This is a genomic window from Neorhizobium sp. T7_12 (assembly GCF_002968535.1).
GTDB lineage: Bacteria > Pseudomonadota > Alphaproteobacteria > Rhizobiales > Rhizobiaceae > Neorhizobium > Neorhizobium tomejilense.
In genome coordinates this window covers 144,789-167,656 of the sequence record NZ_PVBK01000007.1, presented here as the reverse complement: position 1 = coordinate 167,656, position 22,868 = coordinate 144,789, and the positions used below count along the sequence as shown (strand labels likewise).

The window sequence follows — 22,868 nt, the reverse complement described above, 5'->3', positions numbered from 1 at the left end:
TCAGGCCTTCTTGACCCAGCGCCCCTCTTCCGACTGCTGCCAGTAGGTCAGCGCATGCCCCTCGCCCTTCAGCTTCTTCCACTGGGCGCGGGCGTTATCGAGCTGGACGGTATCGTAGCCGTCGAACATGAAGACGATCCGGTCATAGTCGGCGATCGGCGGCGGCTCGGCACCATCCACCAGAAAACGAACCGTCGCACCGTTGCCGTTTTCGGCAGCGGAGGTCAGCAGCACCGGCTGCGCCTCGGCCATCGGCGAGGCGTCGGTGCCATGCGGGAGAAAGCTGTCCTCGCGGAAGGTCCACAGATGCGCGTCGAGAAAATCCCGGCGCACATCGCCGTTCGTCTGTACCGCCACCTTCCAGCCACGCTCGACGCTCTTTTCGAGCAGCGCCGGCAGCGCCTCCTCAAGCATCGATTCGGTCAGGTGGTAGAACAGGACTTCAGTCATTAGCTCTCGTAATGCGCCCGCACGAGTTCGTCCAGCAGCCGGACGCCGTAGCCGGATCCCCAGGACTGGTTGATCTCGCTCGACGGCGAGTTCATCGCGGTGCCGGCGATATCGAGATGCGCCCAGGGGGTTTCACCGACGAAGCGCTTCAGCAGTTGCGCCGCGGTGATCGACCCGGCGTTGCGGCCGCCGGTATTCTTCATGTCTGCGAATTTCGAATCGATCAGCTTGTCGTATTCCTTGCCGAGCGGCATGCGCCACAGGCGCTCGCCGGTGACATCGCCGACGCCGGTCAACTGGCCGGCCAGCGTGTCGTCGTTGGAGAACAGGCCCGCCTGCAGATTGCCGAGCGCCACCAGGATCGCGCCGGTCAGGGTGGCGAGATTGATCATGAAACGCGGCTTGAAGCGATCGTTGCAATAGTGAAGCGCGTCGGCAAGCACCAGCCGGCCTTCCGCATCGGTGTTGATGATCTCGATCGTCTGGCCCGACATGGTGGTGACGATGTCGCCCGGTCGCTGGGCGTTGCCGTCCGGCATGTTCTCGACGAGGCCGAGAATGCCGATCGCGTTGACCTTGGCCTTGCGGGCGCCAAGCGTATGCATCAGGCCGATCACGGCAGCGGCGCCGCCCATGTCGCCCTTCATGTCTTCCATGCCGGCGCCCGGCTTGATCGAAATGCCGCCGGTATCGAAAACGACGCCCTTGCCGATGAAGGCGACCGGTGCATCCTTCGGCTTGCCGCCCTTCCATTGCATGATGGCAAGCCGCGGCGGCCGGACCGAACCCTGCGCCACACCAAGAAGCGCGCCCATGCCGAGTTTCTTCATCTCCTTTTCGGTGAGGATTTCCACCTCGACGCCGAGCTTCTCCAGTTCCTTGGCCTTGTCGGCGAATTCGACCGGTCCGAGCACGTTCGGCGGCAGGTTGACGAGTTCGCGGGCCAGCAGCACGCCGCCGGCGATCGCCTCGGATTCGGCGAAAGCCTTCTTGGCGGCCGCAGGCTCGGCGGTGACGATCGTCACCTTCACCGTCTTCGGCGCCTTGTCCTCGTCATCGCCCTTCTTTGTCTTGTAGGTGTCGAAACTGTAGGCCCGCAGCAGCATGCCGAGCACGAAGCCGGCCAGTTCGGCAGAGCCGACCGCAAGGCCGGGCACATCCGTAAAGATCGCCACCCTGGTCATCGACTTGACCGTGGAAGCGGCAATGCCGCCTGCCTTCAGCCAGTCGTAGGCGGTCAGCGCCTCGGCCTTGCCGAGGCCGAGCACGACCAGCCGGTCGGCGGGAGACCCCTGAGGCGCGATAATGTCCAGCGTCGACATCGACTTGCCGGAAAACTTCGCGATCTCCGCCGCCCGGCTCACGATGCCGGCAGGATCGGCATCAGCAGCTCCCGCTGCCGGCCCGTTGCCGGCTAGTTTGAGCTGGATGGCAAGGCCGCCGTCGATCTTGGCGGACTTGGCGAAGGAGATATCGAATTTCACGGACATTGCGACTCCAGGAGGCTTTCGAAAGAACGCGGCGATCATCGCCGTTTCGGCTTGAAGCGCAAGGGCGAGATGTCACAACTGCGTCAACCCGGTTGCGGGCTCCCTCTCCGGCGCGTCAAAAAGCCTGATTTCGGGAGGGGACATTCCCTTCTATCGGCAGCCGGCACCTGTTCAAATCCGACGCGTCTTGCTCTAGGGTCGCGCCGCCCGACGACCAACGGATCAATTCGCATGACATCACCTTCCCAAACCGTCCCCAAATGGCTTGCCGCCATGCGACGATTCTTTGCCAGGCCGAAGGGCTGGTTCATCATGCTGATGGCGCTGTGGTGGGTGCTGCTGGCGGTCTTCTACCTGGTACCCGAGATCGACCTTGCCGTGGCGCGCGCCTTCTTCGCCCAGGCCGCCTGTGGCGAGGCTATCGAACGAGGCCGGGTCTGCGGCAGTTTTCCCTATGGTACCGAAGCCCTGTTCGTCCTGATCCGGCGCGTTCTCTTCTACCTGCCGGCGCTGGTCGCGATCTATCTCCTCTACCGGCTGATCGCCAACCTGCAGCATCACGGCAAGACCTACAGCCCGCGCAAGACGCGGGATTATTCCATCGCCCTGGTTTCCTTCCTGATCGGCCCGTATGTGCTGGTCAACCTGATCCTGAAGCAGGTCTCCAACCGGCCCCGCCCCTACGAGACCGACTTTTTCGGCGGCAAGGATGTGTTCACGCCGGCCGGCGATTTCGGCGGCGCCTGCGTCGGCAACTGTTCCTTCATTTCCGGCGAGGCGGCGGGCGCCGGATGGCTGGCCTGCCTCATCGTTTTGCTGCCGAAACCGCTGCGTCCGGTGCTCGGGCCGCCGCTGATCGCCATCTCGCTGATCTCGCCGGCGCTCAGGACCTCATTCGGTGGCCATTACTTTTCGGACGTGACGCTCGGCTGGTTGTCGTCGCTGGTGGTCTATGCAGCGGTGGCTGCGTGTTTCGAAATGTCACAGCGAAGAAGAAAACGGAATTCGCAAACAAATTTGTGACGCAGCCCCTGTCGCAAAGCTGATCTCAATCGCTTAGATAGGCGCGACCGTCATCTCGGGGTAACCAGCTGTCACCATTCCCCGGGTGACGTTGTGCAAGGTATCTAGGCCGGAATGAAGCTTCTCGAAGTCTACATATTGCGCCGGATTTTTCAGATGTTCCTGGTGACGCTCCTGCCGGTGCTCACCATCATCTGGACCATCCAGGTGCTGGGACGCATCAACCTGGTCACCGATACCGGCCAGTCGATGGGCTCGTTCGCGACTCTTGCAACCTTCATCCTGCCGACCATCATCCCCGTCGTGCTGCCATTCGCGCTCGTCATCGGTATCACCCAGACGCTGACGGCGATGAACAACGATTCGGAACTGCCCGTCATCGACGCGGCCGGCGCGTCGCGCAGCATCATTTACCGGCCGGTGCTGATGCTTGGCCTCGCGCTCAGCCTGTTCTCGTTCCTGGTGACGAATTTCGTGGAGCCACCGTCTCGCGTCGCGGCCCGCCAGATGGTCGCCGCCGCTTACGCCGACCTGCTCTCCTCGGTCATCGAGGAAAAAACCTTCCGCAGCATCGAGCCGGGGCTCTACGTGCAGATCTCGGAGCGCCATTCCGGCCGGGTGCTCAAGGGCCTCTTCGTCGTCGATTACCGCGACCCGAATTTCGACCTCATCTATTACGCCCGCGAGGGATCGATCGACGAAAGCGGCACCTCACTCACCATGCGTGACGGCGAGGTCCACCGCAAATCCGCCGACGGACGTATCTCGATCATCAAGTTCGTCTCCTACGCCTTCGACCTGTCGGCGATGACGAAGGCGGAAGGCGGTCTGCCGCAATATTCGACCGACCGCAGCCTCGCTTTCCTTCTGAACCCGGATCCGAACGATCCGGTCTACCAGAAATCGCCGGACGCCTATCGGTCGGAACTGCACAGGCGCTTGTCCGACTGGCTTTTCCCGATCACCTTCGCGCTGATCTCGCTGGTTATCGCCGGCAGCACCCGCTCGCACCGGCAGACCCGGGTCCATCCGATGGTGTTTGCGCTTTTCCTCGCTTTCGGCGTGCGCTGGCTCGGGTTCTCGGCCACCAATATGGTCGAACGCCATCCGCTCTACACCCCGCTCCCCTACGCCGTGCCGATCGTCTTCTCGCTGATTGCGATCTTCATGCTTGCCACCAACCGGCAGTTCTCGGCGCCGCGCTTCATCGCTCGCGGCATGTCGCGCCTGGCCGGCAGCGTGCAGCGGCGCATACCCGCCTCGCGGACTTCGGGCGGAGGTACGGCATGATCTTCACGACGCTCGGCCGATATTTCTTCCGTCGTTATATCATCACAGCACTCTGGTTCCTGCTCGGCGTGGGCGCCATCATCTTCCTCGCCGACTTCAGCGAGACCAGCCGCCGCATGTCGGGCTTCAGCGGCTACACTGTCTCGACCGGGCTGGCGATGACTGCCATGCGCGTGCCGCTCATCCTGCAGCAGACCATCCCGACGCTCAGCCTGTTTATCGGCATGACGGTGCTGATCGCGCTCAACCGCCGCTACGAACTGGTGGTGACGCGTGCCGCCGGCATTTCCGTCTGGCAGTTCATCTCGCCGTTCGTCATCGGAGCGTTTCTGATCGGGCTCGCAACCTTGCTTGTGATCAATCCGCTCGCTGCCTGGGGCCAGCGCGAATCCGCTTCCATGGAGGCCAGTTGGCGCGAAGCGAGCAACCGCTCGCGGGCATCCACCTTCATTCCCTGGATCCGCCAGATCAGCGGCGACGACGACACGGTCATCGGCGCCAAGAGCTATCAGGAGAAGGGAACGCGGCTTATCGACGTGGTGGCTTTCCAGTTCGACAAGGACGGTCGCGTGATCATGCGGCAGGACGCCAAGACCGCAAAATTGGAAGATGGTTACTGGCTGCTTAACGACGTTTTGGAAAACCGGCCGGGCGAAATTCCGGTGCGTCGCGAGACAGCACAGGTTCGCACCAAGTTGAAGCAGGAATATATCCAAGAGAGCCTGGCGCAGCCTGATACTGTTGCGTTTTTTGATCTTTCCAGAAAAATCGAGGTCAGCAAATCTTTCGGCATTCCCACAAAGGCGCTCGAGACGCAGTATCACTCGCTGCTCTCCCTGCCGATCCTGCTCGTGGCAATGACTCTCATTGCTGCAACAGTCTCATTAAAATTCAGTCGGTTCGCCCAGTCCCGGTCCGTGATTCTGGGTGGAATAGTTTCTGGCTTCGTGCTTTATGTCGTCACGGTGCTTGTGAAGGCATTCGGAAGCAGCGGGGCAATTCCTCCTTTCGTGGCGGTCTGGATTCCAGTGATCGTCGCGACGGCACTGGGGACGACGATTCTGCTTCATCAGGAGGATGGCTAGTGGCGGTAAGTAACCGCAAACATATAAGACGGCTCGCCGCCGCCCTGCTGACAGGTGTGTCTGTATGCGTATTTGGCGTATCCGCAACGGTTGTGCAGGCTCAGGGTCTGGTGCCTCAGGCAGCGGACGGCGCCAAGATGCTGCTGCGCGCCAATGAGCTCGTCTACAATCAGGACGCCGAGGTGGTCACCGCGACCGGTGGCGTGCAGATCTATTACAACCGCTACAAGATGGTGGCGCAGCGCGTTCAGTACGATCAGAAGAGCGGCCGCGTCATGGCGACCGGCAATATCGAGCTGATAGAGCCGGGCGGCAGCCGTGTCTATGCCGAGCAGATGGACGTCACCGACAGCTTCGGCGAGGGTTTCATCAACGCGCTTCGCGTCGAGACCACCGACAATACCCGCCTTGCCGCCGAGAGCGCCGAGCGCCAGCCCGGCGACCTGATGGTGCTCAACAATACCGTCTACACCGCCTGCCTTCCCTGTGCCCAGACGCCGGGCAAGGCTCCACTCTGGCAGGTCAAGGCGCAACGGGTGGTCCGCAATGGCCAGACCCATACGATTCGGCTTGAGAACGCCCAGTTCGAACTGTTCGGCCTGCCGATCGGTCGCCTGCCTTTTGCAATCGAGGTGCCGGACGAAACGGTCGAGCGCAAGTCGGGCCTTCTGTTCCCGCAGTACAGCGCAAGCGACAATCTCGGCTTCGGCGTGACGGTACCCTACTATCACGTGTTCTCGCCGAGCATGGATGCGACGCTCAGCCCTACCTATTATTCCAATCAGGGGCTGCTGCTTCAGGGCGAGATCCGCAACAAATTCGAGACAGGCGAACATACGTTCCGCTTCGCCGGGATCCATCAGAACGATCCGGAAGCCTTCGATCCGAATACCAGCGACCGGGCTGCGGACAACCGCCTCATGGCCGCCTCCAAGGGCGAGTTCAAGATCAATCCGCGCTGGACATTCGGCTGGAACGTCATGACCCAGAGCGACAACAACTTTTCGCGGACCTACAAGCTGACCGGCGTCGGTGGCGGCACGTTCACCAACGACATCTATCTCACCGGCCTGGGGACGCGGAACTATTTCGACCTGCACAACTATTATTTCAACATCCAGGACGACACCTATAGCAACACGGCCGAGCAGGAACAGGCGATCGTCTATCCCTCGCTCGACTATACCTACTACGCGCCGGAACCGATTCTCGGCGGCGAGCTTTCGGTCACCTCCAACATTACCAACCTGTCTCGTCGCGAAGACGACTGGTACAGGGAAGGCACGACCAATCGTTTCCCGGGTCTTGAAGGCAGCTACAGCCGCCTGACCGTGGAAGCCGAATGGAAGCGCACCTTCAACACGCTCGACGGTCTGCTGCTGACGCCGATCCTCGCCGCCCGCGGCGACGGCATCCGCCATACCGGTTCCGGCACGCCGGGTCCCTATTTCGGCGATATGGAGTCCGAAGGTGCCAACGGCCGTTACATGCTCACGGCCGGCCTCGAGGCGCGTTATCCGATCCTGCTGACCACCGAGAACAGCAGCCATATCATCGAGCCGATTGCGCAGATCTTCGCGCGTCCCGACGAGCAGATGGCCGGCGGATTGCCGAACGAGGATGCCCAGAGCTTCGTCTTCGACGCCACCAGCCTTTTCGAGCGCGACAAGTTCTCGGGCTTCGACCGTGTCGAAGGCGGCACGCGCGCCAATGTCGGCCTCCGTTATACCGGCACATTCGCCAACGGCATCGGCGTGCGCAGCATTGTCGGCCAGTCCTACCATATTGCCGGCCAGAACTCGTTCGCGACCGAGGATCTGGTTCAGGCGGGCGCCAATTCCGGGCTCGAGACGCGCCGGTCCGACTATGTCGCGATGGCGGCAATCGATCTGCCGCAGGGCTTCACGATCGGGGCGAACGCCCGCTTCGATGAGAAGACATTCGCGATCAAGCGCACCGATGCCTCGCTTTCCTATACGACGCCGCGGGTGAGCGGCTCGCTGGTCTACACGCAGGTCGATGCTCAGCCGGAATACGGTTCGGACGACGCGCAGGACGTGCTGAAGCATTCGATGAGCTTCCGGATCAACGAAAACTGGGCGCTTGCCGGCACGGCGACCTGGGATCTCGCCGACAAGGAACTGGTTCGGCGCGGCATCGGCATCAGCTATGCGGACGAGTGCACGATCTTTACGGTTGCCTATTCCGACAAGCCGTCGGACACGGCCGCCAACGACTGGACCGTCAGCGCCCGCCTGAGCTTCCGCACGCTCGGCGATATCAGCGTCGGCTCGACCGAAGGTTTCGATCAGGACTACCGCTACTGACGTAGCGGCTCGTCCGATCGGCTGACCGTCATCGTTTCGCCGCAAGAATTGTGCAAGCGGTCGCAAATAGAGTATGAAATGCGAGGCCGGTCGGGCTCAAGTGCCCACCGGGGCGGGAAAAGGGATTGGTATCATGTTCGCAATGACCGCAACGCGCAAGCTGGTGCTGGCCGCGGCCGCTTTGGCCGCCTCGGTCGTCATTCAGCCCGCCGCCCAGCAGGCGCAGGCCGCCAGCGAAGTTTCGGCCGTCGTCAACAGGACGGCGATCACCAGCACCGACGTCGGCCGACGCGTCGCCTTCCTGCGCCTTCAGCGCCAGAAGGCAGATGCCAAGACGGCGCGTGAGGCGCTGGTGGATGAAGCGCTGAAGCGACAGGAAATTTCCCGCGTGAAGATGTCGGTCAGCACCGAGGACGTCGACAAGGCCTTCGAGCGGTTTGCCGCCGGCAACAAGCTGAGCGCGGCGCAGATGAGCCAGATCCTCGACAAAGCCGGCGTCGGAGTCGAGCATTTCAAGAGTTACATCGCAGTGCAGATGAGCTGGCCACGACTGGTCAACGCCCGCTACGGCGGTTCGCGCGGCCGCATGTCGAGCCAGGAACTCGTCACGCGCATGATGGAGAACAAGGAAAAGCCGGTCACGACCGAATATTTCCTGCAGCAGGTGATTTTTGTCGTGCCGCCGGCCAAGCGCAACGCCATTCTCGCCAAGCGCCAGAAGGAAGCAAACGCCGCGCGCTCCAAATTCCCGGGCTGCGAGCAATCGAAGGATTTCGCCGCGACCATGCTGGACGTGTCGATCCGAGACCTCGGCCGCGTCCTCGCCCCCGAACTGCCTGCCGATTGGAAACCGCTGATCGAGAAGACGACCGATGGTGGCACGACCGGCACCCGTGTCACCGAACGCGGCGTCGAATTCCTGGCCATCTGCAAACAGCGCCAGGTGTCGGACGATCTCGCGGCGGAAGTCGTCTTCCGGGCCGAGGATCTCGGCAAGGCGAAGAAGGAAGGCGTCGACCCCAACGACAAGAAATATCTCGATGACCTGCGCAGCAAGGCCCAGATCGAGTATCGCTAAGAACATCGCTGATCTCGACACTTAAGTCATTTTCGGAGCCGTAATGCCTCTCGACCGTCCGCTTGCGTTGACCCAGGGCGATCCTGCCGGCATCGGCCCCGATATCACGCTTGTCGCCTGGGCTTCGCGCCAGGCATACGACCTGCCGCCTTTTCTCTTCCTCGGCGATCCGGCCGTGCTCAAGGCCCGCGCCGTGATGCTCGGGCTCGACGTGCCGATCCGCGAGGCTGATAGCGAAAGCGCGATGTCGATCTTTGGGGACGCACTGCCCGTGCTGCCGATCCCGGCCGGCGCGGAAATCGCCGCCGGACAACCGCATGTGGCGACCGCCAAGGGGACGATCCAGGCGATCGAGACCGCCGTATCGCTCTCCCTCGAAGGCAAGGCCGCCGGCACGGTCACCAATCCGATCGCCAAATCCATTCTCTACCAGGCCGGCTTCGGTTTTCCCGGTCACACGGAGTTCCTGGCCTCCCTCGCCGAGCGCGCCACCGGCAAGAGGATCCTGCCGGTGATGATGCTGGCGGCCCCGAAACTCCGGGCCATCCCGGTGACCATCCATATCCCGCTGAAAGATGTGCCCGCGGCGCTGAGCGCGGACCTGATCGCCGAGACCTGCCGCATCGCCCATCACGATCTCAAGACCCGCTTCGGCATCGACAAGCCCCGGCTTGCGGTTGCCGGCCTCAATCCGCATGCGGGCGAGGACGGGGCGATCGGCCGCGAGGACCAGGACATCATCCATCCGGCGATCTTCAAGCTGCGGGCCGAGGGCCTGCACGTCTTCGGCCCGCTGCCGGCCGATACGATGTTCCATGACGAGGCACGTGCCCGTTACGACGTGGCGATCTGCATGTATCACGACCAGGCGCTGATCCCTGCCAAGGCGCTCGGTTTCGACACCTCCGTCAACGTCACGCTCGGCCTGCCCTTCATCCGCACCTCGCCGGACCATGGCACGGCATTCGGTATCGCAGGCCAGGGCGTGGCCCGCGAAACCAGCCTCGTCGAGGCGATCAAGCTCGCCGGCAATCTCGCGTCCAAGTCGAAAGCCGCCTGATGGCCACTCTGGACGGCTTGCCGCCGCTGCGGGACGTGATCCAGCGTCACGGGCTCGACGCCAAAAAGGCGCTCGGCCAGAATTTTCTTCTCGACCTCAATCTCACCCAGAAGATCGCCCGCAGCGCCGGACCACTCGGCGATGCGACCGTCTTCGAGGTCGGACCCGGACCCGGCGGCCTGACCCGAGCCATCCTGTCGCTCGGGGCCAAAAAGGTGATCGCCGTCGAACGGGACAGCCGCTGCCTGCCGGCACTCGCCGAAATCGGCGAGCATTACCCCAGCCGGCTGGAGGTGATCGAAGGCGACGCGCTGAAGACCGACTTCGCGGCACTCGCGCCTGAAGGCCCGGTAAAGATCATCGCCAACCTGCCCTACAATGTCGGCACCCAGTTGCTCATCAACTGGCTGCTGCCCGCGCCGGACCGATGGCCGCCCTTCTGGGAAAGCCTGACGCTGATGTTCCAGAAGGAAGTCGGCCAGCGGATCGTCGCCGACGAGGATGACGACCATTACGGCCGTCTCGGCGTGCTCGCCGGTTGGCGCACCGATGCGCACATGGTCTTCGACGTGCCGCCGCAGGCGTTCTCGCCGCCGCCGAAGGTGACCTCGACGGTCGTGCACCTGACGCCGCGTGCCAATCCCCTGCCCTGCGACGTCGCCAAACTCGAACGCGTCACCCACGCCGCCTTCGGCCAGCGCCGCAAGATGCTGCGCCAGAGCGTCAAATCGCTCGGCGGCGAGGCGCTATTGGTGAAAGCCGGCATCGACCCGGCGAGGCGGGCGGAGACGCTGTCGGTGGAAGAGTTCGTCAGGTTGGCGAACTGTTTGTGAGCTGCGATCAAGACTGCTTTCGGAGCCCCAAGCGGTCATCGATCAAAAAGCGAGGCAGGGTTTAGGGGCATAGGCGGGCGAATTTGTCGCACTTTTTAACGTCCGGGAAACGCTCTTCTATGGAAGCTTGTTTCAATCCGAGCGCCGCTGCAACGGCTTTCATACCGTTAATGACGACTCGCGACCTGTCACGCATAAATTTAAATTCGCAGCCCCACGAAGCCCGCGCGCTGTTGAGGAAACAGCCAAAAAGAGGCATCGGAAATGGAGCCAGAAGAGTGGCAGAAGCTGCCTTGACTACAATTGGTTCCTCAGGTCCACGGTCTATTTCATAATTCGTCAGATAAAAGTCGACAAAGTGATCACCAACGTAACCGATTTCTTTCGATGCGACGGTTATCGTTGGCTTTGTTGGCGTTCCCCATTCATAGACCGCGCACATGTTCTGCAGAGCGATGCGTGTTTGGTCTCGGACGGATACACTTATCTCGCGTCGGTAGCTTACACACCTTTCGCGACTAGCGTCGCGCCGAGCTTGGAAGGAACACCCTTCCGTAGTCAAAGAAACTGACTGGAAGCGACCACACGATAGATCGATGCTATTCGTGTAGACTTCTGGTATCGTAAACTGCGTCATCAGATCAGATACCGAGAAGGCAGATCGGCGAATAACGAGCTGTTCGTTGTCCGGATCGAACTCCGCTCGCTTGCCCTCGTTGAACTCGGATAGCTCGGCAGTGACAGCACGCAAATGAGCGTAGCTCATTGTAAGAGCCGAATAGTATCCCGCAAAATAAAGTACAGGTACCAAGCATACCCAACGCGGAAGCTGCCCACGAAGACTGTCAATGGCCGCCCATATGATACCTAAATTGACCAATGCAGCAAAAATAAAAGCTCCCCCGAACATGGCAGGAAGCATACCAAAAATCGGAATCGCCATCGAAATAGCGAGGATTGCTGCAAGTAAAAATGGAATAACCGAGGGAAATTTCGTAACCAATCTTATCATTATGAATCTGCCGGTTAACAAAGCCGCTTGGGAATATTGCCAACAGCTATTCCACCTCACTCCTACGTGATCAAATCCACATCGCGCAAGAACAAGGGTTCAATGTCCGCTCCCGGCGCGCAACTGCCACCGCGACCAGAATCCTTCAAATTTAGGACGCGGGGTTCAAGCCGGCGACTGCCGCCCGAGATTGTCGAGTTCCGGGAACGGGTAGTATTTGAGGCGGCGGTCCTGGCAACGGATATCGTCGAGGGTGTAGCCCAAAATCTTTCCGTCGCGCATGGATACGCCATAACGGGCGGGATAATTATACTTCCGTCCAAAGCCGGAGACGCAGAAGGCGTAGATATTCTTCTCCGGCTTGAGCAGAACGACGCTTGAAATCTGCGCGCCGTAGATATCCCGGTCCCGGAAACCCATGCGATAGGCAGTTCTCAGCACCTCCCGCTTCACGGAATCCGTCGGCGGTGTCTGCGACGATGCAACGCTTTCAGGCACGGATGTCTGACAACCCGTCAACAGCAATAAACTCGCGAATGCCGCAAGCAAAAATTTCATGATCAACCCCCGTCCACCTTTGGTAGATCGGGATAATACAGAACCGGATCAAGCGGTCTACTCACTCCGCCATCATCGCGCGAAACACTTGGAGCGTGTGGACATGCTGCAACGTCATGACCAAAGAGGTTGCGACCTCCGCTTGTGGCGCAAAGCGGTGCCGTTATCCCCACATTTGGTGCTCAAATCGCAATACTGGCCGTGAACCGCTAGGATTCCCTGCAACAGGCAACCCGCTGACCAGCCCCTAAAGCTCCGGCTCTTCCGTCAGCAACTCGCTCACAAAATCGAACAGGCCGTGGCGGCGGTCGCGGCGGATGCGTTCGGCGTTGACGATGCAGCTGACATGTCCGAAAGCCTCGTCGAGATCGTCGTTGACGATGACGTAGTCGTATTCCCGCCAGTGCTCGATCTCGGCGCGCGAATTCAGGAGCCTGGTGCGGATCACCTCTTCGCTGTCCTCGGCGCGGCGATGCAGGCGCGACTGCAGTTCGGTCATGGTCGGCGGCAGCACGAAGATCGAGACGACGTCGGCGGCCATCTTTTCCTGCAGCTGGCGGGCGCCCTGCCAATCGATGTCGAACAGCATGTCGCGGCCTTCGCTCATCGCCAGTTCCACGGGCTCGCGCGGGGTGCCGTAGAAATTGCCGTGCACCTCGGCCCATTCGAGCAGGTCGCCGGCGTCGCGCATCTTCTCGAACTGCGGCACGGTGATGAAATGATAGTGCTTGTCGGCGATCTCGCTTGGCCGCTTGGCCCGGGTTGTGACGCTGATCGAGATTTCGAGGCTGCGATCCGCATCCAGAAGATTGCGGGCGATCGTCGACTTGCCGGCGCCCGACGGCGAGGAAAGAACCAGCATCAGTCCGCGCCGGGCGATCTTCACGGCCGGGGACGCTTTGCCCTGAGACGATGGGGCCGGGCTCATGTCTTACTCCAGATTCTGGACCTGTTCGCGGAACTGGTCGATGACGACTTTCAAATCGATGCCGGCGGAGGTGACCGCGGCCGAATTGGACTTCGAACAGATAGTATTCGATTCCCGGTTAAATTCCTGTGCAAGGAAATCGAGCCGGCGACCCACCGGGCCGCCCTTGTCGATAAGCTCGCCCGCGGCCGCCACATGCGCCTTCAGCCGGTCGATCTCTTCGCGCAGATCGGCCTTGGTGGCAAGCAGGGCCGCTTCCGCGTGCAGCCGGTCGCGGTCGAGCGTCGGCGCCTCCTGGAGGAGTGCGGCGAGCTGGAAGGACAGCTTGCGGGCGATCTCTTCCGGCGTGCGGGAAGGGTCGGTCTCGACGACCTGGGCAAGTTCGGCGATACGGGCGACCTGACCTTTGAGCACGGCTGCAAGCGCCGCGCCCTCGCCCTCGCGCATCCGCTGCAGATGCCCGATCGCCTCGTCGAGGCTCCCGAGGATCGCAGTATCGCGGGCTGCGACCGTCTCCTCGTCCTCTTCCGCCTCGCGGATGTCGACCAGGCCACGAATGCCCATCAGCGTATCGAGCTTCAGCGGCGAAGGATCGACGAGATCGCCGAGTTCGGCGCGCAGCGCCAGCACGGCTGCCAGTGCATCGCGGTTCAGCACCGCTTCCACCTTGGTCTCGGCAACGGTGAGGGTCAGGGTCGCCTGTAGATTGCCGCGCGAAAATTTCTCCGAGATCACCCGGCGGACGTCCGGCTCCAGCCGTTCGAGACCCGGCGGCAGGCGCAGCCTTATATCGAGGCCCTTGCCGTTCACCGAGCGCAGTTCCCATGCATAACGGTTGCGCCCGCTCGTGCCTTCGCTGCGGGCAAAACCGGTCATGGACTGCAATGTCATCGGTGTCTCCAGATCATGCTTTCGGGAAGCGGTCAGTTGCTCTTCGGCGGCTTTTCCGCTTCGTCGCCGTCCGGCTGGCCATCCACCACTTCCGGGTTGGCGGCGCGCTCGGACTCCATTCTACGCCAACGACGGACGTTGGCATTGTGTTCCTCGAGCGTCGCGGCGAACACATGCCCGCCGGTCCCGTCGGCCACGAAATAGAGGTCCTTGGTCCGCCAGGGATTGGCTACGGCTTCAAGGGCCGCCCGGCCGGGATTGGAGATCGGGGTCGGCGGCAGGCCCTTGATCTGGTAGGTATTATAGGGCGTCTGCTTGGCAAGGTCCGACTTGAAGATCGGCCGGTCGGAGGGTTTTCCCTCGCCGCCGAAGATGCCGTAGACGATCGTCGGGTCCGATTGCAGGCGCATGCCGCGCTGCAGCCGGTTGATAAAGACGGAGGCCACATGGGCACGCTCGTCTTCCTTGCCTGTCTCCTTCTCGACGATCGAGGCGAGCACAACGAATTCTTCCTTGGTCTTGATCGGCAGGTCCGGGTCGCGACGCTCCCAGATCTGGTCGACCATCTTCTGCTGCGCAACCCGCATCTGCTGGATGATGTCGGCGCGCTTGCTGCCGCGCGAGAACTTGTAGGTATCGGGCCTCAAGGTTCCCTCGGCCGGCAGTTCGGACGGCAGGTCGCCTTCGAGCACCGCATCCTCGGCGAGGCGCAGCATCATCTGGCGCACCGTCAGGCCCTCCGGCATGACGACCGAATAGAGGATCGACTTGCCCGATTCCAGGATGCCCATGATGTCCTTCATGGAGGCCCGCGCCTTGATTTCGTATTCACCCGCCTTCAGCGTCTCGCCCTTGCGCAGGTAGGTCGCGGTCACGTAGCGGAAGATGCGTGCGTCGGAGATGATGCCGTTGCGTTCGAGATTGGTGGCGATTTCCGCAAGCCCGTTACCGGGGCGGACCATGAAATGGGTGTTGGCTTCGAGCGGGCCCGGCTGCTGGAAGGCCGAGATCATGTAGTAGAAGCCGGCAACACCGATCACGCAGAGAACGACGACCATGGTCATCAGGAAATTCAGGAAGATGACGACCTGGCTGCGTGCCTTCTTGGAACGACGGGGCGGTTCCGGAACGCGTTCAGGCTTCAAGGCCTCGTTCGGCGATTTCGGAATAATCGGCCCTCTGCCATTGCCGGGCGGCAATTCACTGACATGATTCGTATCGTTCAACCGCGCCCCCCGGGGTTAACGCCCCCCTACAGACTCAAAGACTTTAGACCTGCTTCTGGCCAACCAATGCGGCGAAAAACAGGTCCAGAAGATGATACGAGCCGAGCCGCGAGTCCAGCCGGCATATGTTTCAGGGCAAGCCCTAAAAATCAGGCTTCGTAGCGGCGCAGCACGAGAGATGCGTTGGTGCCGCCGAAACCGAAGGAGTTCGACAGCGCGACGTTGATCTCGCGCTTGCGCGCCTTGTGAGGAACGAGGTCGATCGCCGTCTCGACATCGGGATTGTCGAGGTTGAGCGTCGGCGGCGCGATGTTGTCGCGAATGGCGAGCGCCGAGAAGATCGCCTCGACCGCACCGGCAGCACCGAGAAGATGGCCGATCGCCGATTTGGTCGACGACATGGAGATCTTCGAGGCGGCGTTGCCGACCAGACGCTCGACCGCGCCGAGCTCGATCGTGTCGGCCATGGTCGAGGTGCCGTGGGCGTTGATGTAGTCGACGTCCGACGCCGACAGACCCGCACGCTTCAGCGCCGCGGTCATGCAGCGAAACGCACCGTCGCCGTCTTCCGAAGGCGCGGTGATGTGGAAGGCGTCGCCGGACATGCCGTAGCCGACCACTTCCGCATAGATCTTGGCGCCGCGGGCCTTGGCATGTTCCAGCTCTTCCAGAACCACGATGCCGGCGCCCTCGCCCATGACGAAACCGTCGCGGTCGCGGTCATAGGGGCGCGAGGCCTTCTGCGGATCGTCGTTGTGTTGGGTCGAAAGCGCCTTGCAGGCGGCGAAACCGGCCAGCGAAATGCGGCAGATCGGCGATTCCGCGCCGCCGGCGACCATCACCTCGGCATCGCCGAAGGCGATCATCCGGGCCGCGTCGCCGATCGCGTGGGCGCCGGTGGAACAGGCCGTGACGACCGCGTGGTTCGGACCGCGCAGCTTGTGGCGGATCGACACATGGCCGGAGACGAGATTGATCAGCCGGCCGGGAATGAAGAAGGGCGAGATGCGGCGCGGACCTTTGTCGCGCAACGTGTAGCCCGCCTCGACAATGCCTTCGAGGCCGCCGATGCCCGAGCCGATCAGCACGCCGGTGGCGATCTGGTCCTCGTCGGTCTTCGGATGCCAGCCGGCATCTTCGAGCGCCATTTCGGCGGCGGCCACGCCGTAGATGATGAAGGGATCGACCTTGCGCTGTTCCTTCGGCTCCATCCACTGGTCCACGTTGAACGTGCCATCGGAACCGTCGCCGACAGGAATGCGGCAGGCGATCTTTGCGGGAAGGTCTTCGACCTCGAATTCAGTGACGACGCGGGCGGAGTTCTCGCCGGCCAGCAAGCGCGACCAGCTGACTTCCGTTCCGCATCCGAGAGGAGATACCATGCCGGTACCGGTGATAACGACCCGTCTCATCGCCAGTGCCCTACCCTATAATTTTTCTCGATTTTCAGGGCCCAAGCCCCAATTGCTGAAACGGCCCGAACAAGCGGGCCGTTTTCGGGATCTGCCTTGCGGCGTCATCCCCACTATGTCGGGTTGATCAGGCCTGGGCCTTCTCGATGAATTTCACAGCGTCGCCGACGGTCAGGATGGAATCGGCAGCGTCGTCAGGGATCTCAACGCCGAATTCTTCCTCGAAAGCCATGACCAGTTCGACGGTGTCGAGCGAGTCCGCACCGAGATCGTCGATGAAGCTTGCGCCTTCGACGACTTTGTCGGCGTCGACGCCGAGGTGGTCAATAACAATTTTCTTAACGCGTTCTGCGATATCGCTCATGTCGGTTTCCTCGACCTTTGTCTTTATCGAATGCCCGATCGGCATCCGCACCCTGTTAAAAACCTGCGACCGCCGCTTGTTCAGCGCCGATGCGGGCAAACCCGTTCTCCCCTTTTCAGGTTCCGATCCTATTACACTCACGCAATATGACGGCCTGCATTTCAGGGTGACCATTCACAGTCATGGCCCGCTTAACATGGTTTCCGTGTTCAGCAAAGCCAGAATTTGTTCCATTGCACAGCCGCCAACAACCGATTGTAACGTGTTTTCCTGAAGGCGGCACTCAATCAGATCATCGCCATGCCGCCGTTGACATGCAGGGTCTGGCCGGTGACGTAGCCAGCCTCGCTGGAGGCGAGATAAAGGACCGCTGACGCGATGTCCGATCCGGCGCCCATGCGCTTCATCGGAATGGCGCCGAGGATCGCCTCTTTCTGCTTGTCGTTGAGCTTGCCGGTCATCGCGCTGTCGATGAAGCCCGGCGCGACGCAATTGACCGTCACGTTGCGGGTAGCGATCTCCGCCGCCAGCGATTTGGAAAAACCGATCATGCCGGCCTTGGAGGCGCAGTAATTGGTCTGGCCAGGATTGCCGGTGACGCCGACCACCGAGGTGATGTTGATGATGCGGCCGTAGCGGCGGCGCATCATCGGATGGGTGAGTTCGCGGGTCAGGCGGAAGACCGCCGTCAGGTTGACTTCCAGAACCGCATCCCAGTCCTCGTCACTCATGCGCACGAACAGGCCGTCCTTGGTGATGCCGGCATTGTTGACGAGGATGTCGACGCCTTCGAGTTCGGCCTCGGCCTTTTCGCCGAGCGCCTTCACTTCGGCGCGGTCCGAGAGGTTGGCCGGGAAGATCTTGACCCGGTCGCCGAGTTCGGAGGCGAGCGTCTCGAGCTTCTCGACGCGCGTGCCGTGCAGGCCGACTGTGGCGCCCCGGCTATGCAGCATCCGGGCGATCTCTTCGCCGAGCCCGCCGGTTGCGCCCGTCACCAATGCCTTGCGGCCGGTCAAATCAAACATGATCGTGTTCCTTCGCGTGTCTTTGGTTTCAGCCGAGAATGGCTGTGAGCGCGGCTTCGATATCGGCCGGCGTGTTGACGGCAATGCCGGAGATATTCTTGTCGATGCGGCGGGCAAGGCCGGTCAGCACTTTTCCCGAGCCGATTTCGTAAAGGGTCGTCACGCCGTTGGCGCCGAACCATTCCACCGTCTCGCGCCAACGGACCTGGCCGGTGACCTGGGTGACCAGCAGCTTGGCGATCTCGTCGGCATCATAGACCGGCACGGCGCGCACATTGGCGATGACCGGGACGACCGGGTTGTTCTTCGCCACCTTGTCGAGCGCGTGGCGCATGGCGTCGGCTGCCGGCGCCATCAGGTCGCTGTGGAAGGGTGCGGAGACCGGCAGCATGATGGCGCGCTTGGCGCCCTTTTCGGTTGCAAGCCCTGCTGCCTTTTCGACCGCCGCCTTGGAGCCGGAGATGACCAGCTGGCCGCCGCCATTGTCGTTGGCGATCTGGCAAATGCCGGCCTCGCGCGCTTCGGCGCAGATCGCATCGACGTCGCCGTGCTCAAGGCCGATGATCGCCGCCATGGCGCCCTGCCCGACAGGTACCGCCGACTGCATGGCATCGCCGCGGATGCGCAGCAGGCGTGCGGTATCGGCCAGCGAAAAAGTGCCGGCGGCACACAGCGCCGAGTATTCTCCGAGCGAATGGCCGGCGACGAAGGCGACCTTGTCGGCGAGCTTCAGGCCGCGCGCTTCCATCACCCGGATCGCGGCGATCGAGACGGCCATCAGCGCCGGCTGCGCATTGGCGGTCAGCGTCAGTGTTTCTTCCGGACCGTTCCACATGATGTCGGAGAGCTTCTGGCCGAGCGCCTCGTTGACTTCATCGAAGACGGCGCGGGCTTCGGGAAAAGTCTCCGCCAGATCCTTGCCCATGCCGACAGCCTGGCTGCCCTGGCCGGGGAACGTGAATGCGATCGTGCTCATGGGATGATTTCCTTCCCTTATGTTTTGCCCTCTCCATTCACATTCCGGCCCGGAGAGTCAAGGGCGGCGCGGTTTTCGGGGCCTTTTCCGGCCTGTTGTCCCCTTGCGCTTCGTCAAATCGCGCTTAGAGTGCCGCCGACTTTTTGAGGACGGGATCTGTCGGCATGAAATACAAGAAACTTGGGCGCACGGACCTCTCCGTGTCGGAAATCTGCCTCGGCACGATGACCTGGGGTACCCAGAATTCGGAAACCGAAGCCCATGAGCAGATGGACTACGCGTTCGAGAACGGCATCAACTTCTTCGACACCGCCGAACTCTATCCGACCACGCCGGCCGGCCCCGCCACCTATGGCCGTACCGAGGAATATATCGGCACCTGGCTGAAGAAGAATGCGGCCAAGCGCAAGGACCTGGTCCTTGCCACGAAGATCGCCGGCAGCGGTCGTCCGCATATCCGCGACGGACGCGACATCGAATCCGCCACCATCCGCCAGGCCGTCGACGCCAGCCTGACCCGCCTCCAGACCGATTATCTCGACCTCTACCAGATCCACTGGCCGAACCGCGGCACCTTCCATTTCCGCAATTCCTGGACCTTCGACGTCACACAGCAGGACCGCGACAAGGCCGCCGCCGAAATCGCCGAAATCCTCGAAACGCTCGGCGACCTGGTGAAGGAAGGCAAGCTGCGCGCTGTCGGCCTGTCCAACGAAAGCGCCTGGGGTGCGATGAAATACCTGCGCCTGTCGGAGAAAAAGGCCCTGCCGCGCATCGCCTCGCTGCAGAACGAATACAACCTCCTCTACCGGCACTTCGATCTCGACCTCGCCGAGGTCGCCCATCACGAGGATGTCGGGCTGATGGCCTATTCGCCGCTCGCCGCCGGCCTCCTCACCGGCAAGTACCAGAACGGCGCAAGGCCGGAAGGATCCCGGGCGACGATCAACACGGATCTCGGCGGCCGCCTGACACCCTATCAGGAGCCGGCCGTGAAGGCCTATCTTGAGGTCGCCGAAAAGCACGGCCTCGACCTCGCCCAGATGGCGCTCGCCTTCTGCCTGTCACGCCCCTTCATGACCGCTGCCATCATCGGCGCGACGTCGATGGCCCAGCTGAAGCACGACATGGCGGCTGCGGAACTGACATTGTCGGACGAGGTGTTCGCGGATATCGCAAGGGTCCATCGACAGTGGCCGATGCCGCTGTAGGCCTCATGACACCCTAAGATTTCGGCATCGGACCAGAGGGGAGGCGCTTCCGGCCTCTGGTTCGTTGCCGGACACACGCGAGACGGGTTAACAGCTCGTCATGCAGGGCAAAATTGATACATTTTGCAACCTGTACTTACACTTTATTTACGCCCCTCCCGCACCGTACGGCATAATGTTACAGGCGATCACATTCGAGGATGATCGCTCTCGACGGGGGAACGTGCATGCTGGGTGCGCTACCATCGGTCAATGCCAGCCATTCGGGCAGTTCGGCGCTGCTGCTCCTCCAGTCCATCTCGGCTAGCCAGACGGGTAGCGACGGCAAATCCTATACCGCCTCCGCGGGCCTCGCCCTGACCTCCAACCACACCGCCAGCGCCGCGGTTGACCTCCTGATCCGCATCATCATGGATGCCCAGGGCAACAGCCAGGTCGAGATCGATGCCGAGGGCGGGACAGCGACGGCCAAAACCGGCGACGGCGACGACACGATCGAGATTCGCGCCGGCGCAGCATTCGGCGTCTACGGCGGCGGCGGCGACGACCGGATCAACATCGTTGCGACCGGCATCCAGATGAGTGAGCTGCCCACTACAGGCCATATCTACGGTGGCTCGGGCAACGACCACATCGACATCGACAGCAACGGAACCGTACATGGCGTCTATGGCGAGGACGGTGACGACGTTATCGGTATCACCCGTACCGGCAATGACCCCGATTCTTGGGGCCGGTTTGGCATCGATATTGTCAATGGCGGTTCGGGTAACGACACGATGCAACTCGAAAGCAGCATGAATGTCGGCCGCATCTACGGTGAAACGGGCGACGACATCATCGACATCAAGGCCAACGGGTGGGCTGACGGGATCCGTGGCGGCGACGGCAACGACACGATCACCGCGCAGGCGAAGAGCGTCTCGCTTCTCGACGGAGGCGATGGTAAGGACACGATCGTCGTCAACGCCTCGTATGTGAGCAACATCGACGGGGGTGACGGCGACGATACGATCATCGCCACGACGGACGGCCTCCTCAGGAATATTTCGGGCGGCAAGGGCGATGACCATGTCGTGCTCGACAACAGGGGCCGGACCGAGGCCAGCTACTATTTCAGCGCCGGCGATGGCCGCGATGTGGTCGCCACCAACGGCCCGCTCGAAATCAGCGGCTTCAGCGAGGACGGCACGCAGCGTCTCGACATGAGCAAGGCCAGCATCACCATGGATGGCGACACCGTAACGATCGGCTTTGCCGGTTCCTCGGACAGCATCACCGTGAAGCTCGGCGGGCGGATGGCCGATGCGGGCAACATCCACCTCGTCTACAAGCCGGAAACCCAGTCGCTGCTGATCGCCGATGACCGGTATATTGCGGAGAATTATCCGCCCCAGATGGTCTTCAACGCGCCCGAAGGTAGTCACGTAGGCTCCTTCCAGCGGTAAGGCTTTTTCCGCAGGCGCAGGCCGGGCGGCATGACATGGCAACGAATCCTTCGAACTTGATCGAGAGATGCCGTGCAACCGCGAAAACAGCCGCTTTTTCTTTACCAAGCGCTTACCGCGCAAAGCGGTGCCGCTGTCTCGCTACCCTGCTCTGCTGTAAGCTGTTCTCAATCAATGTCCGGCATGATGGCGGCATGTGAAAGACGGGACCTGCGGCCTCTGGGCTGCATGCCGGAGGACAGAGCCATCACCAGCATCACCAACGCCTTCTACCGGAACTCCAATGCGGCGAGCTATGCATCGCTGCTGTTTTCCGGTCCGTCCGTTTCGGCAGGCCAGTCATCCGGCAGCGCCCATGGCATCGGCCCGGCCAGCGCGGGCGGCATCGAGCCCGACACGCAGGGACCGGCGCAGCGGGCGCTGGCGCGGATCGTCGAGATCCTGGCGCTCGGCAAGGCCGACGACCCATCGGAGGTGAATGTCAGCGAAAGCCTCGGCTATATCACCCATGCCTCCGGCAGCGAAGGCGACGATAGCCTGACGATGACCGGCCGCGCCGTCTACAATGTCGATAGCGGCGCCGGTGACGATACGTTGAAGATCAAGACCGCCTCGCTCTCCGGCGTCGATGCCGGCGAAGGCACCGACAAGATCGAGGCGAAGGCCGATCTGCTGAGTGGCATAGATGGCGGCGCCGGCAAGGACGACATCCAGCTTGCAGGAAAGCTTGCGATGGACGTGTCCGGCGGCAGCGGCGCCGACAGCATCCGGATATCGGCCGAAACGATGACCGGCATCGATGGTGGCGATGGCGACGATATCCTCTATCTCGAAGGACGCCGCATCTTTGCGTCCGGCGGTGGCGGCAACGACACGGTGACCATCCTCCAGACCGGCAAACCGGCCGGCAAGGGCGTCGTCGAATACACGTTCGGCAAGAATGGCGGCCAGGACACGATCGCCACCGATGGCCCGATCTCGCTGCGGTTCGACGGTTATTTCGAGAAGGATGTCAGCATCTCGATCAAGGACAATGTGCTGACCGCCTCCTTCGAGGGCTCGGACGACAAGATCACAGTGACGCTCGACGAGAAGGCGCTGAAGGGCAGCGTCTTGTCCTATGGCTTCGCTTTCGAAAATGGACAGACCGTCCTCAAGATCGGCTGATCCAATCTTCCAAG

22 protein-coding genes are annotated in these 22,868 nt (G+C 61.9%); 11 read left to right on the top strand and 11 right to left on the bottom strand.

Annotated elements, in window-relative coordinates; all coding sequences use genetic code 11:
• On the bottom strand, positions 1-450 hold the full coding sequence (locus C5J26_RS17615; RefSeq protein ID WP_105402926.1) for a DNA polymerase III subunit chi: 450 nt from the start codon (positions 448-450) through the stop codon (positions 1-3).
• A complete protein-coding gene (locus tag C5J26_RS17610; protein WP_105402925.1) occupies positions 450-1,940 on the bottom strand; it encodes a leucyl aminopeptidase in 1,491 nt (496 codons plus the stop codon). Before C5J26_RS17610 ends, C5J26_RS17615 begins: the two co-directional genes overlap by 1 nt.
• A 231-nt stretch (positions 1,941-2,171) precedes the next feature.
• On the opposite strand from C5J26_RS17610, the gene C5J26_RS17605 reads away from it, so the two are divergent.
• The 7 genes from C5J26_RS17605 to rsmA all read left to right on the top strand — a co-directional run bounded on the left by C5J26_RS17605 (position 2,172) and on the right by rsmA (position 10,636).
• Positions 2,172-2,963: a phosphatase PAP2 family protein gene (locus C5J26_RS17605; RefSeq protein ID WP_105402924.1), complete on the top strand. Its 792-nt coding sequence runs from the start codon at positions 2,172-2,174 to the stop codon at positions 2,961-2,963.
• A gap of 114 nt (positions 2,964-3,077) precedes the next feature.
• Positions 3,078-4,253: an LPS export ABC transporter permease LptF gene (gene lptF, locus C5J26_RS17600; RefSeq protein ID WP_105402923.1), complete on the top strand. Its 1,176-nt coding sequence runs from the start codon at positions 3,078-3,080 to the stop codon at positions 4,251-4,253.
• The gene (lptG, locus tag C5J26_RS17595) at positions 4,250-5,338 is read left to right on the top strand and encodes an LPS export ABC transporter permease LptG (RefSeq protein WP_105402922.1); all 1,089 of its coding nucleotides are present in this window, start codon (positions 4,250-4,252) and stop codon (positions 5,336-5,338) included. Before lptF ends, lptG begins: the two co-directional genes overlap by 4 nt.
• The gene (locus C5J26_RS17590; protein ID WP_105402921.1) at positions 5,338-7,665 is read left to right on the top strand and encodes an LPS-assembly protein LptD; all 2,328 of its coding nucleotides are present in this window, start codon (positions 5,338-5,340) and stop codon (positions 7,663-7,665) included. Before lptG ends, C5J26_RS17590 begins: the two co-directional genes overlap by 1 nt.
• A gap of 133 nt (positions 7,666-7,798) precedes the next feature.
• On the top strand, positions 7,799-8,743 hold the full coding sequence (locus C5J26_RS17585) for a molecular chaperone SurA (protein WP_105402920.1): 945 nt from the start codon (positions 7,799-7,801) through the stop codon (positions 8,741-8,743).
• 43 nt (positions 8,744-8,786) lie between these two features.
• A complete protein-coding gene (gene pdxA / locus C5J26_RS17580; protein WP_105402919.1) occupies positions 8,787-9,803 on the top strand; it encodes a 4-hydroxythreonine-4-phosphate dehydrogenase PdxA in 1,017 nt (338 codons plus the stop codon).
• The gene (rsmA, locus tag C5J26_RS17575; protein WP_105402918.1) at positions 9,803-10,636 is read left to right on the top strand and encodes a 16S rRNA (adenine(1518)-N(6)/adenine(1519)-N(6))-dimethyltransferase RsmA; all 834 of its coding nucleotides are present in this window, start codon (positions 9,803-9,805) and stop codon (positions 10,634-10,636) included. Before pdxA ends, rsmA begins: the two co-directional genes overlap by 1 nt.
• A 61-nt stretch (positions 10,637-10,697) precedes the next feature.
• Here the strand turns inward: rsmA and C5J26_RS17570 are convergent, their stop codons facing one another.
• From C5J26_RS17570 to C5J26_RS17540, 7 genes are all read right to left on the bottom strand, one after another.
• Positions 10,698-11,648, bottom strand: a complete 951-nt coding sequence (locus C5J26_RS17570; RefSeq protein ID WP_105402917.1) for a hypothetical protein — start codon at positions 11,646-11,648, stop codon at positions 10,698-10,700.
• Between the two features lie 165 nt (positions 11,649-11,813).
• Complete coding sequence (locus C5J26_RS32765; RefSeq protein WP_172724445.1) at positions 11,814-12,206, bottom strand: hypothetical protein; 393 nt, start codon at positions 12,204-12,206, stop codon at positions 11,814-11,816.
• A 247-nt stretch (positions 12,207-12,453) separates the two neighbouring features.
• A complete protein-coding gene (gmk, locus tag C5J26_RS17560) occupies positions 12,454-13,134 on the bottom strand; it encodes a guanylate kinase (RefSeq protein WP_046636472.1) in 681 nt (226 codons plus the stop codon).
• A gap of 3 nt (positions 13,135-13,137) precedes the next feature.
• A complete protein-coding gene (locus C5J26_RS17555) occupies positions 13,138-14,025 on the bottom strand; it encodes a YicC/YloC family endoribonuclease (protein WP_105402915.1) in 888 nt (295 codons plus the stop codon).
• A 32-nt stretch (positions 14,026-14,057) separates the two neighbouring features.
• Complete coding sequence (mltG, locus tag C5J26_RS17550; RefSeq protein ID WP_105402914.1) at positions 14,058-15,251, bottom strand: endolytic transglycosylase MltG; 1,194 nt, start codon at positions 15,249-15,251, stop codon at positions 14,058-14,060.
• A gap of 149 nt (positions 15,252-15,400) precedes the next feature.
• The gene (gene fabF / locus C5J26_RS17545; protein WP_105402913.1) at positions 15,401-16,663 is read right to left on the bottom strand and encodes a beta-ketoacyl-ACP synthase II; all 1,263 of its coding nucleotides are present in this window, start codon (positions 16,661-16,663) and stop codon (positions 15,401-15,403) included.
• Between the two features lie 127 nt (positions 16,664-16,790).
• Positions 16,791-17,027, bottom strand: a complete 237-nt coding sequence (locus C5J26_RS17540) for an acyl carrier protein (protein WP_003502080.1) — start codon at positions 17,025-17,027, stop codon at positions 16,791-16,793.
• Here C5J26_RS17540 and C5J26_RS32760 point away from each other — a divergent pair.
• Complete coding sequence (locus C5J26_RS32760) at positions 17,026-17,301, top strand: hypothetical protein (RefSeq protein ID WP_172745883.1); 276 nt, start codon at positions 17,026-17,028, stop codon at positions 17,299-17,301. The two genes, C5J26_RS17540 and C5J26_RS32760, sit on opposite strands and share 2 nt — an antisense overlap.
• A gap of 13 nt (positions 17,302-17,314) precedes the next feature.
• Here the strand turns inward: C5J26_RS32760 and fabG are convergent, their stop codons facing one another.
• Positions 17,315-18,052: a 3-oxoacyl-[acyl-carrier-protein] reductase gene (gene fabG, locus C5J26_RS17535; protein ID WP_105402912.1), complete on the bottom strand. Its 738-nt coding sequence runs from the start codon at positions 18,050-18,052 to the stop codon at positions 17,315-17,317.
• 28 nt (positions 18,053-18,080) lie between these two features.
• Positions 18,081-19,028: an ACP S-malonyltransferase gene (gene fabD, locus C5J26_RS17530; protein WP_105402911.1), complete on the bottom strand. Its 948-nt coding sequence runs from the start codon at positions 19,026-19,028 to the stop codon at positions 18,081-18,083.
• Between the two features lie 164 nt (positions 19,029-19,192).
• Here fabD and C5J26_RS17525 point away from each other — a divergent pair, with 164 nt between their 5' ends.
• The 3 genes from C5J26_RS17525 (at position 19,193) to C5J26_RS17515 (ending at position 22,854) form a co-directional block, all read left to right on the top strand.
• On the top strand, positions 19,193-20,239 hold the full coding sequence (locus C5J26_RS17525) for an aldo/keto reductase (RefSeq protein ID WP_105402910.1): 1,047 nt from the start codon (positions 19,193-19,195) through the stop codon (positions 20,237-20,239).
• A 227-nt stretch (positions 20,240-20,466) separates the two neighbouring features.
• Positions 20,467-21,687 (top strand): calcium-binding protein, encoded by a 1,221-nt coding sequence (locus tag C5J26_RS17520; protein ID WP_105402909.1) that lies wholly within the window; start codon positions 20,467-20,469, stop codon positions 21,685-21,687.
• Positions 21,688-21,915: 228 nt separating this feature from the next.
• On the top strand, positions 21,916-22,854 hold the full coding sequence (locus tag C5J26_RS17515; protein ID WP_245441193.1) for an RTX toxin: 939 nt from the start codon (positions 21,916-21,918) through the stop codon (positions 22,852-22,854).
• Positions 22,855-22,868 lie beyond the last annotated feature (14 nt).

What these genes read in the sequence shown, in the direction of transcription:
- C5J26_RS17615 (WP_105402926.1), bottom strand. Translation starts at nt 450, where the DNA reads ATGACTGAAGTCCTGTTCTACCACCTGACCGAATCGATGCTTGAGGAG.
- C5J26_RS17610 (WP_105402925.1), bottom strand. Translation starts at nt 1,940, where the DNA reads ATGTCCGTGAAATTCGATATCTCCTTCGCCAAGTCCGCCAAGATCGAC.
- C5J26_RS17605 (WP_105402924.1), top strand. Translation starts at nt 2,172, where the DNA reads ATGACATCACCTTCCCAAACCGTCCCCAAATGGCTTGCCGCCATGCGA.
- lptF (WP_105402923.1), top strand. Translation starts at nt 3,078, where the DNA reads ATGAAGCTTCTCGAAGTCTACATATTGCGCCGGATTTTTCAGATGTTC.
- lptG (WP_105402922.1), top strand. Translation starts at nt 4,250, where the DNA reads ATGATCTTCACGACGCTCGGCCGATATTTCTTCCGTCGTTATATCATC.
- C5J26_RS17585 (WP_105402920.1), top strand. Translation starts at nt 7,799, where the DNA reads ATGTTCGCAATGACCGCAACGCGCAAGCTGGTGCTGGCCGCGGCCGCT.
- pdxA (WP_105402919.1), top strand. Translation starts at nt 8,787, where the DNA reads ATGCCTCTCGACCGTCCGCTTGCGTTGACCCAGGGCGATCCTGCCGGC.
- rsmA (WP_105402918.1), top strand. Translation starts at nt 9,803, where the DNA reads ATGGCCACTCTGGACGGCTTGCCGCCGCTGCGGGACGTGATCCAGCGT.
- C5J26_RS17570 (WP_105402917.1), bottom strand. Translation starts at nt 11,648, where the DNA reads ATGATAAGATTGGTTACGAAATTTCCCTCGGTTATTCCATTTTTACTT.
- C5J26_RS32765 (WP_172724445.1), bottom strand. Translation starts at nt 12,206, where the DNA reads ATGAAATTTTTGCTTGCGGCATTCGCGAGTTTATTGCTGTTGACGGGT.
- gmk (WP_046636472.1), bottom strand. Translation starts at nt 13,134, where the DNA reads ATGAGCCCGGCCCCATCGTCTCAGGGCAAAGCGTCCCCGGCCGTGAAG.
- C5J26_RS17555 (WP_105402915.1), bottom strand. Translation starts at nt 14,025, where the DNA reads ATGACATTGCAGTCCATGACCGGTTTTGCCCGCAGCGAAGGCACGAGC.
- fabF (WP_105402913.1), bottom strand. Translation starts at nt 16,663, where the DNA reads ATGAGACGGGTCGTTATCACCGGTACCGGCATGGTATCTCCTCTCGGA.
- C5J26_RS32760 (WP_172745883.1), top strand. Translation starts at nt 17,026, where the DNA reads ATGTCGGTTTCCTCGACCTTTGTCTTTATCGAATGCCCGATCGGCATC.
- C5J26_RS17540 (WP_003502080.1), bottom strand. Translation starts at nt 17,027, where the DNA reads ATGAGCGATATCGCAGAACGCGTTAAGAAAATTGTTATTGACCACCTC.
- fabG (WP_105402912.1), bottom strand. Translation starts at nt 18,052, where the DNA reads ATGTTTGATTTGACCGGCCGCAAGGCATTGGTGACGGGCGCAACCGGC.
- fabD (WP_105402911.1), bottom strand. Translation starts at nt 19,028, where the DNA reads ATGAGCACGATCGCATTCACGTTCCCCGGCCAGGGCAGCCAGGCTGTC.
- C5J26_RS17525 (WP_105402910.1), top strand. Translation starts at nt 19,193, where the DNA reads ATGAAATACAAGAAACTTGGGCGCACGGACCTCTCCGTGTCGGAAATC.
- C5J26_RS17520 (WP_105402909.1), top strand. Translation starts at nt 20,467, where the DNA reads ATGCTGGGTGCGCTACCATCGGTCAATGCCAGCCATTCGGGCAGTTCG.
- C5J26_RS17515 (WP_245441193.1), top strand. Translation starts at nt 21,916, where the DNA reads ATGCCGGAGGACAGAGCCATCACCAGCATCACCAACGCCTTCTACCGG.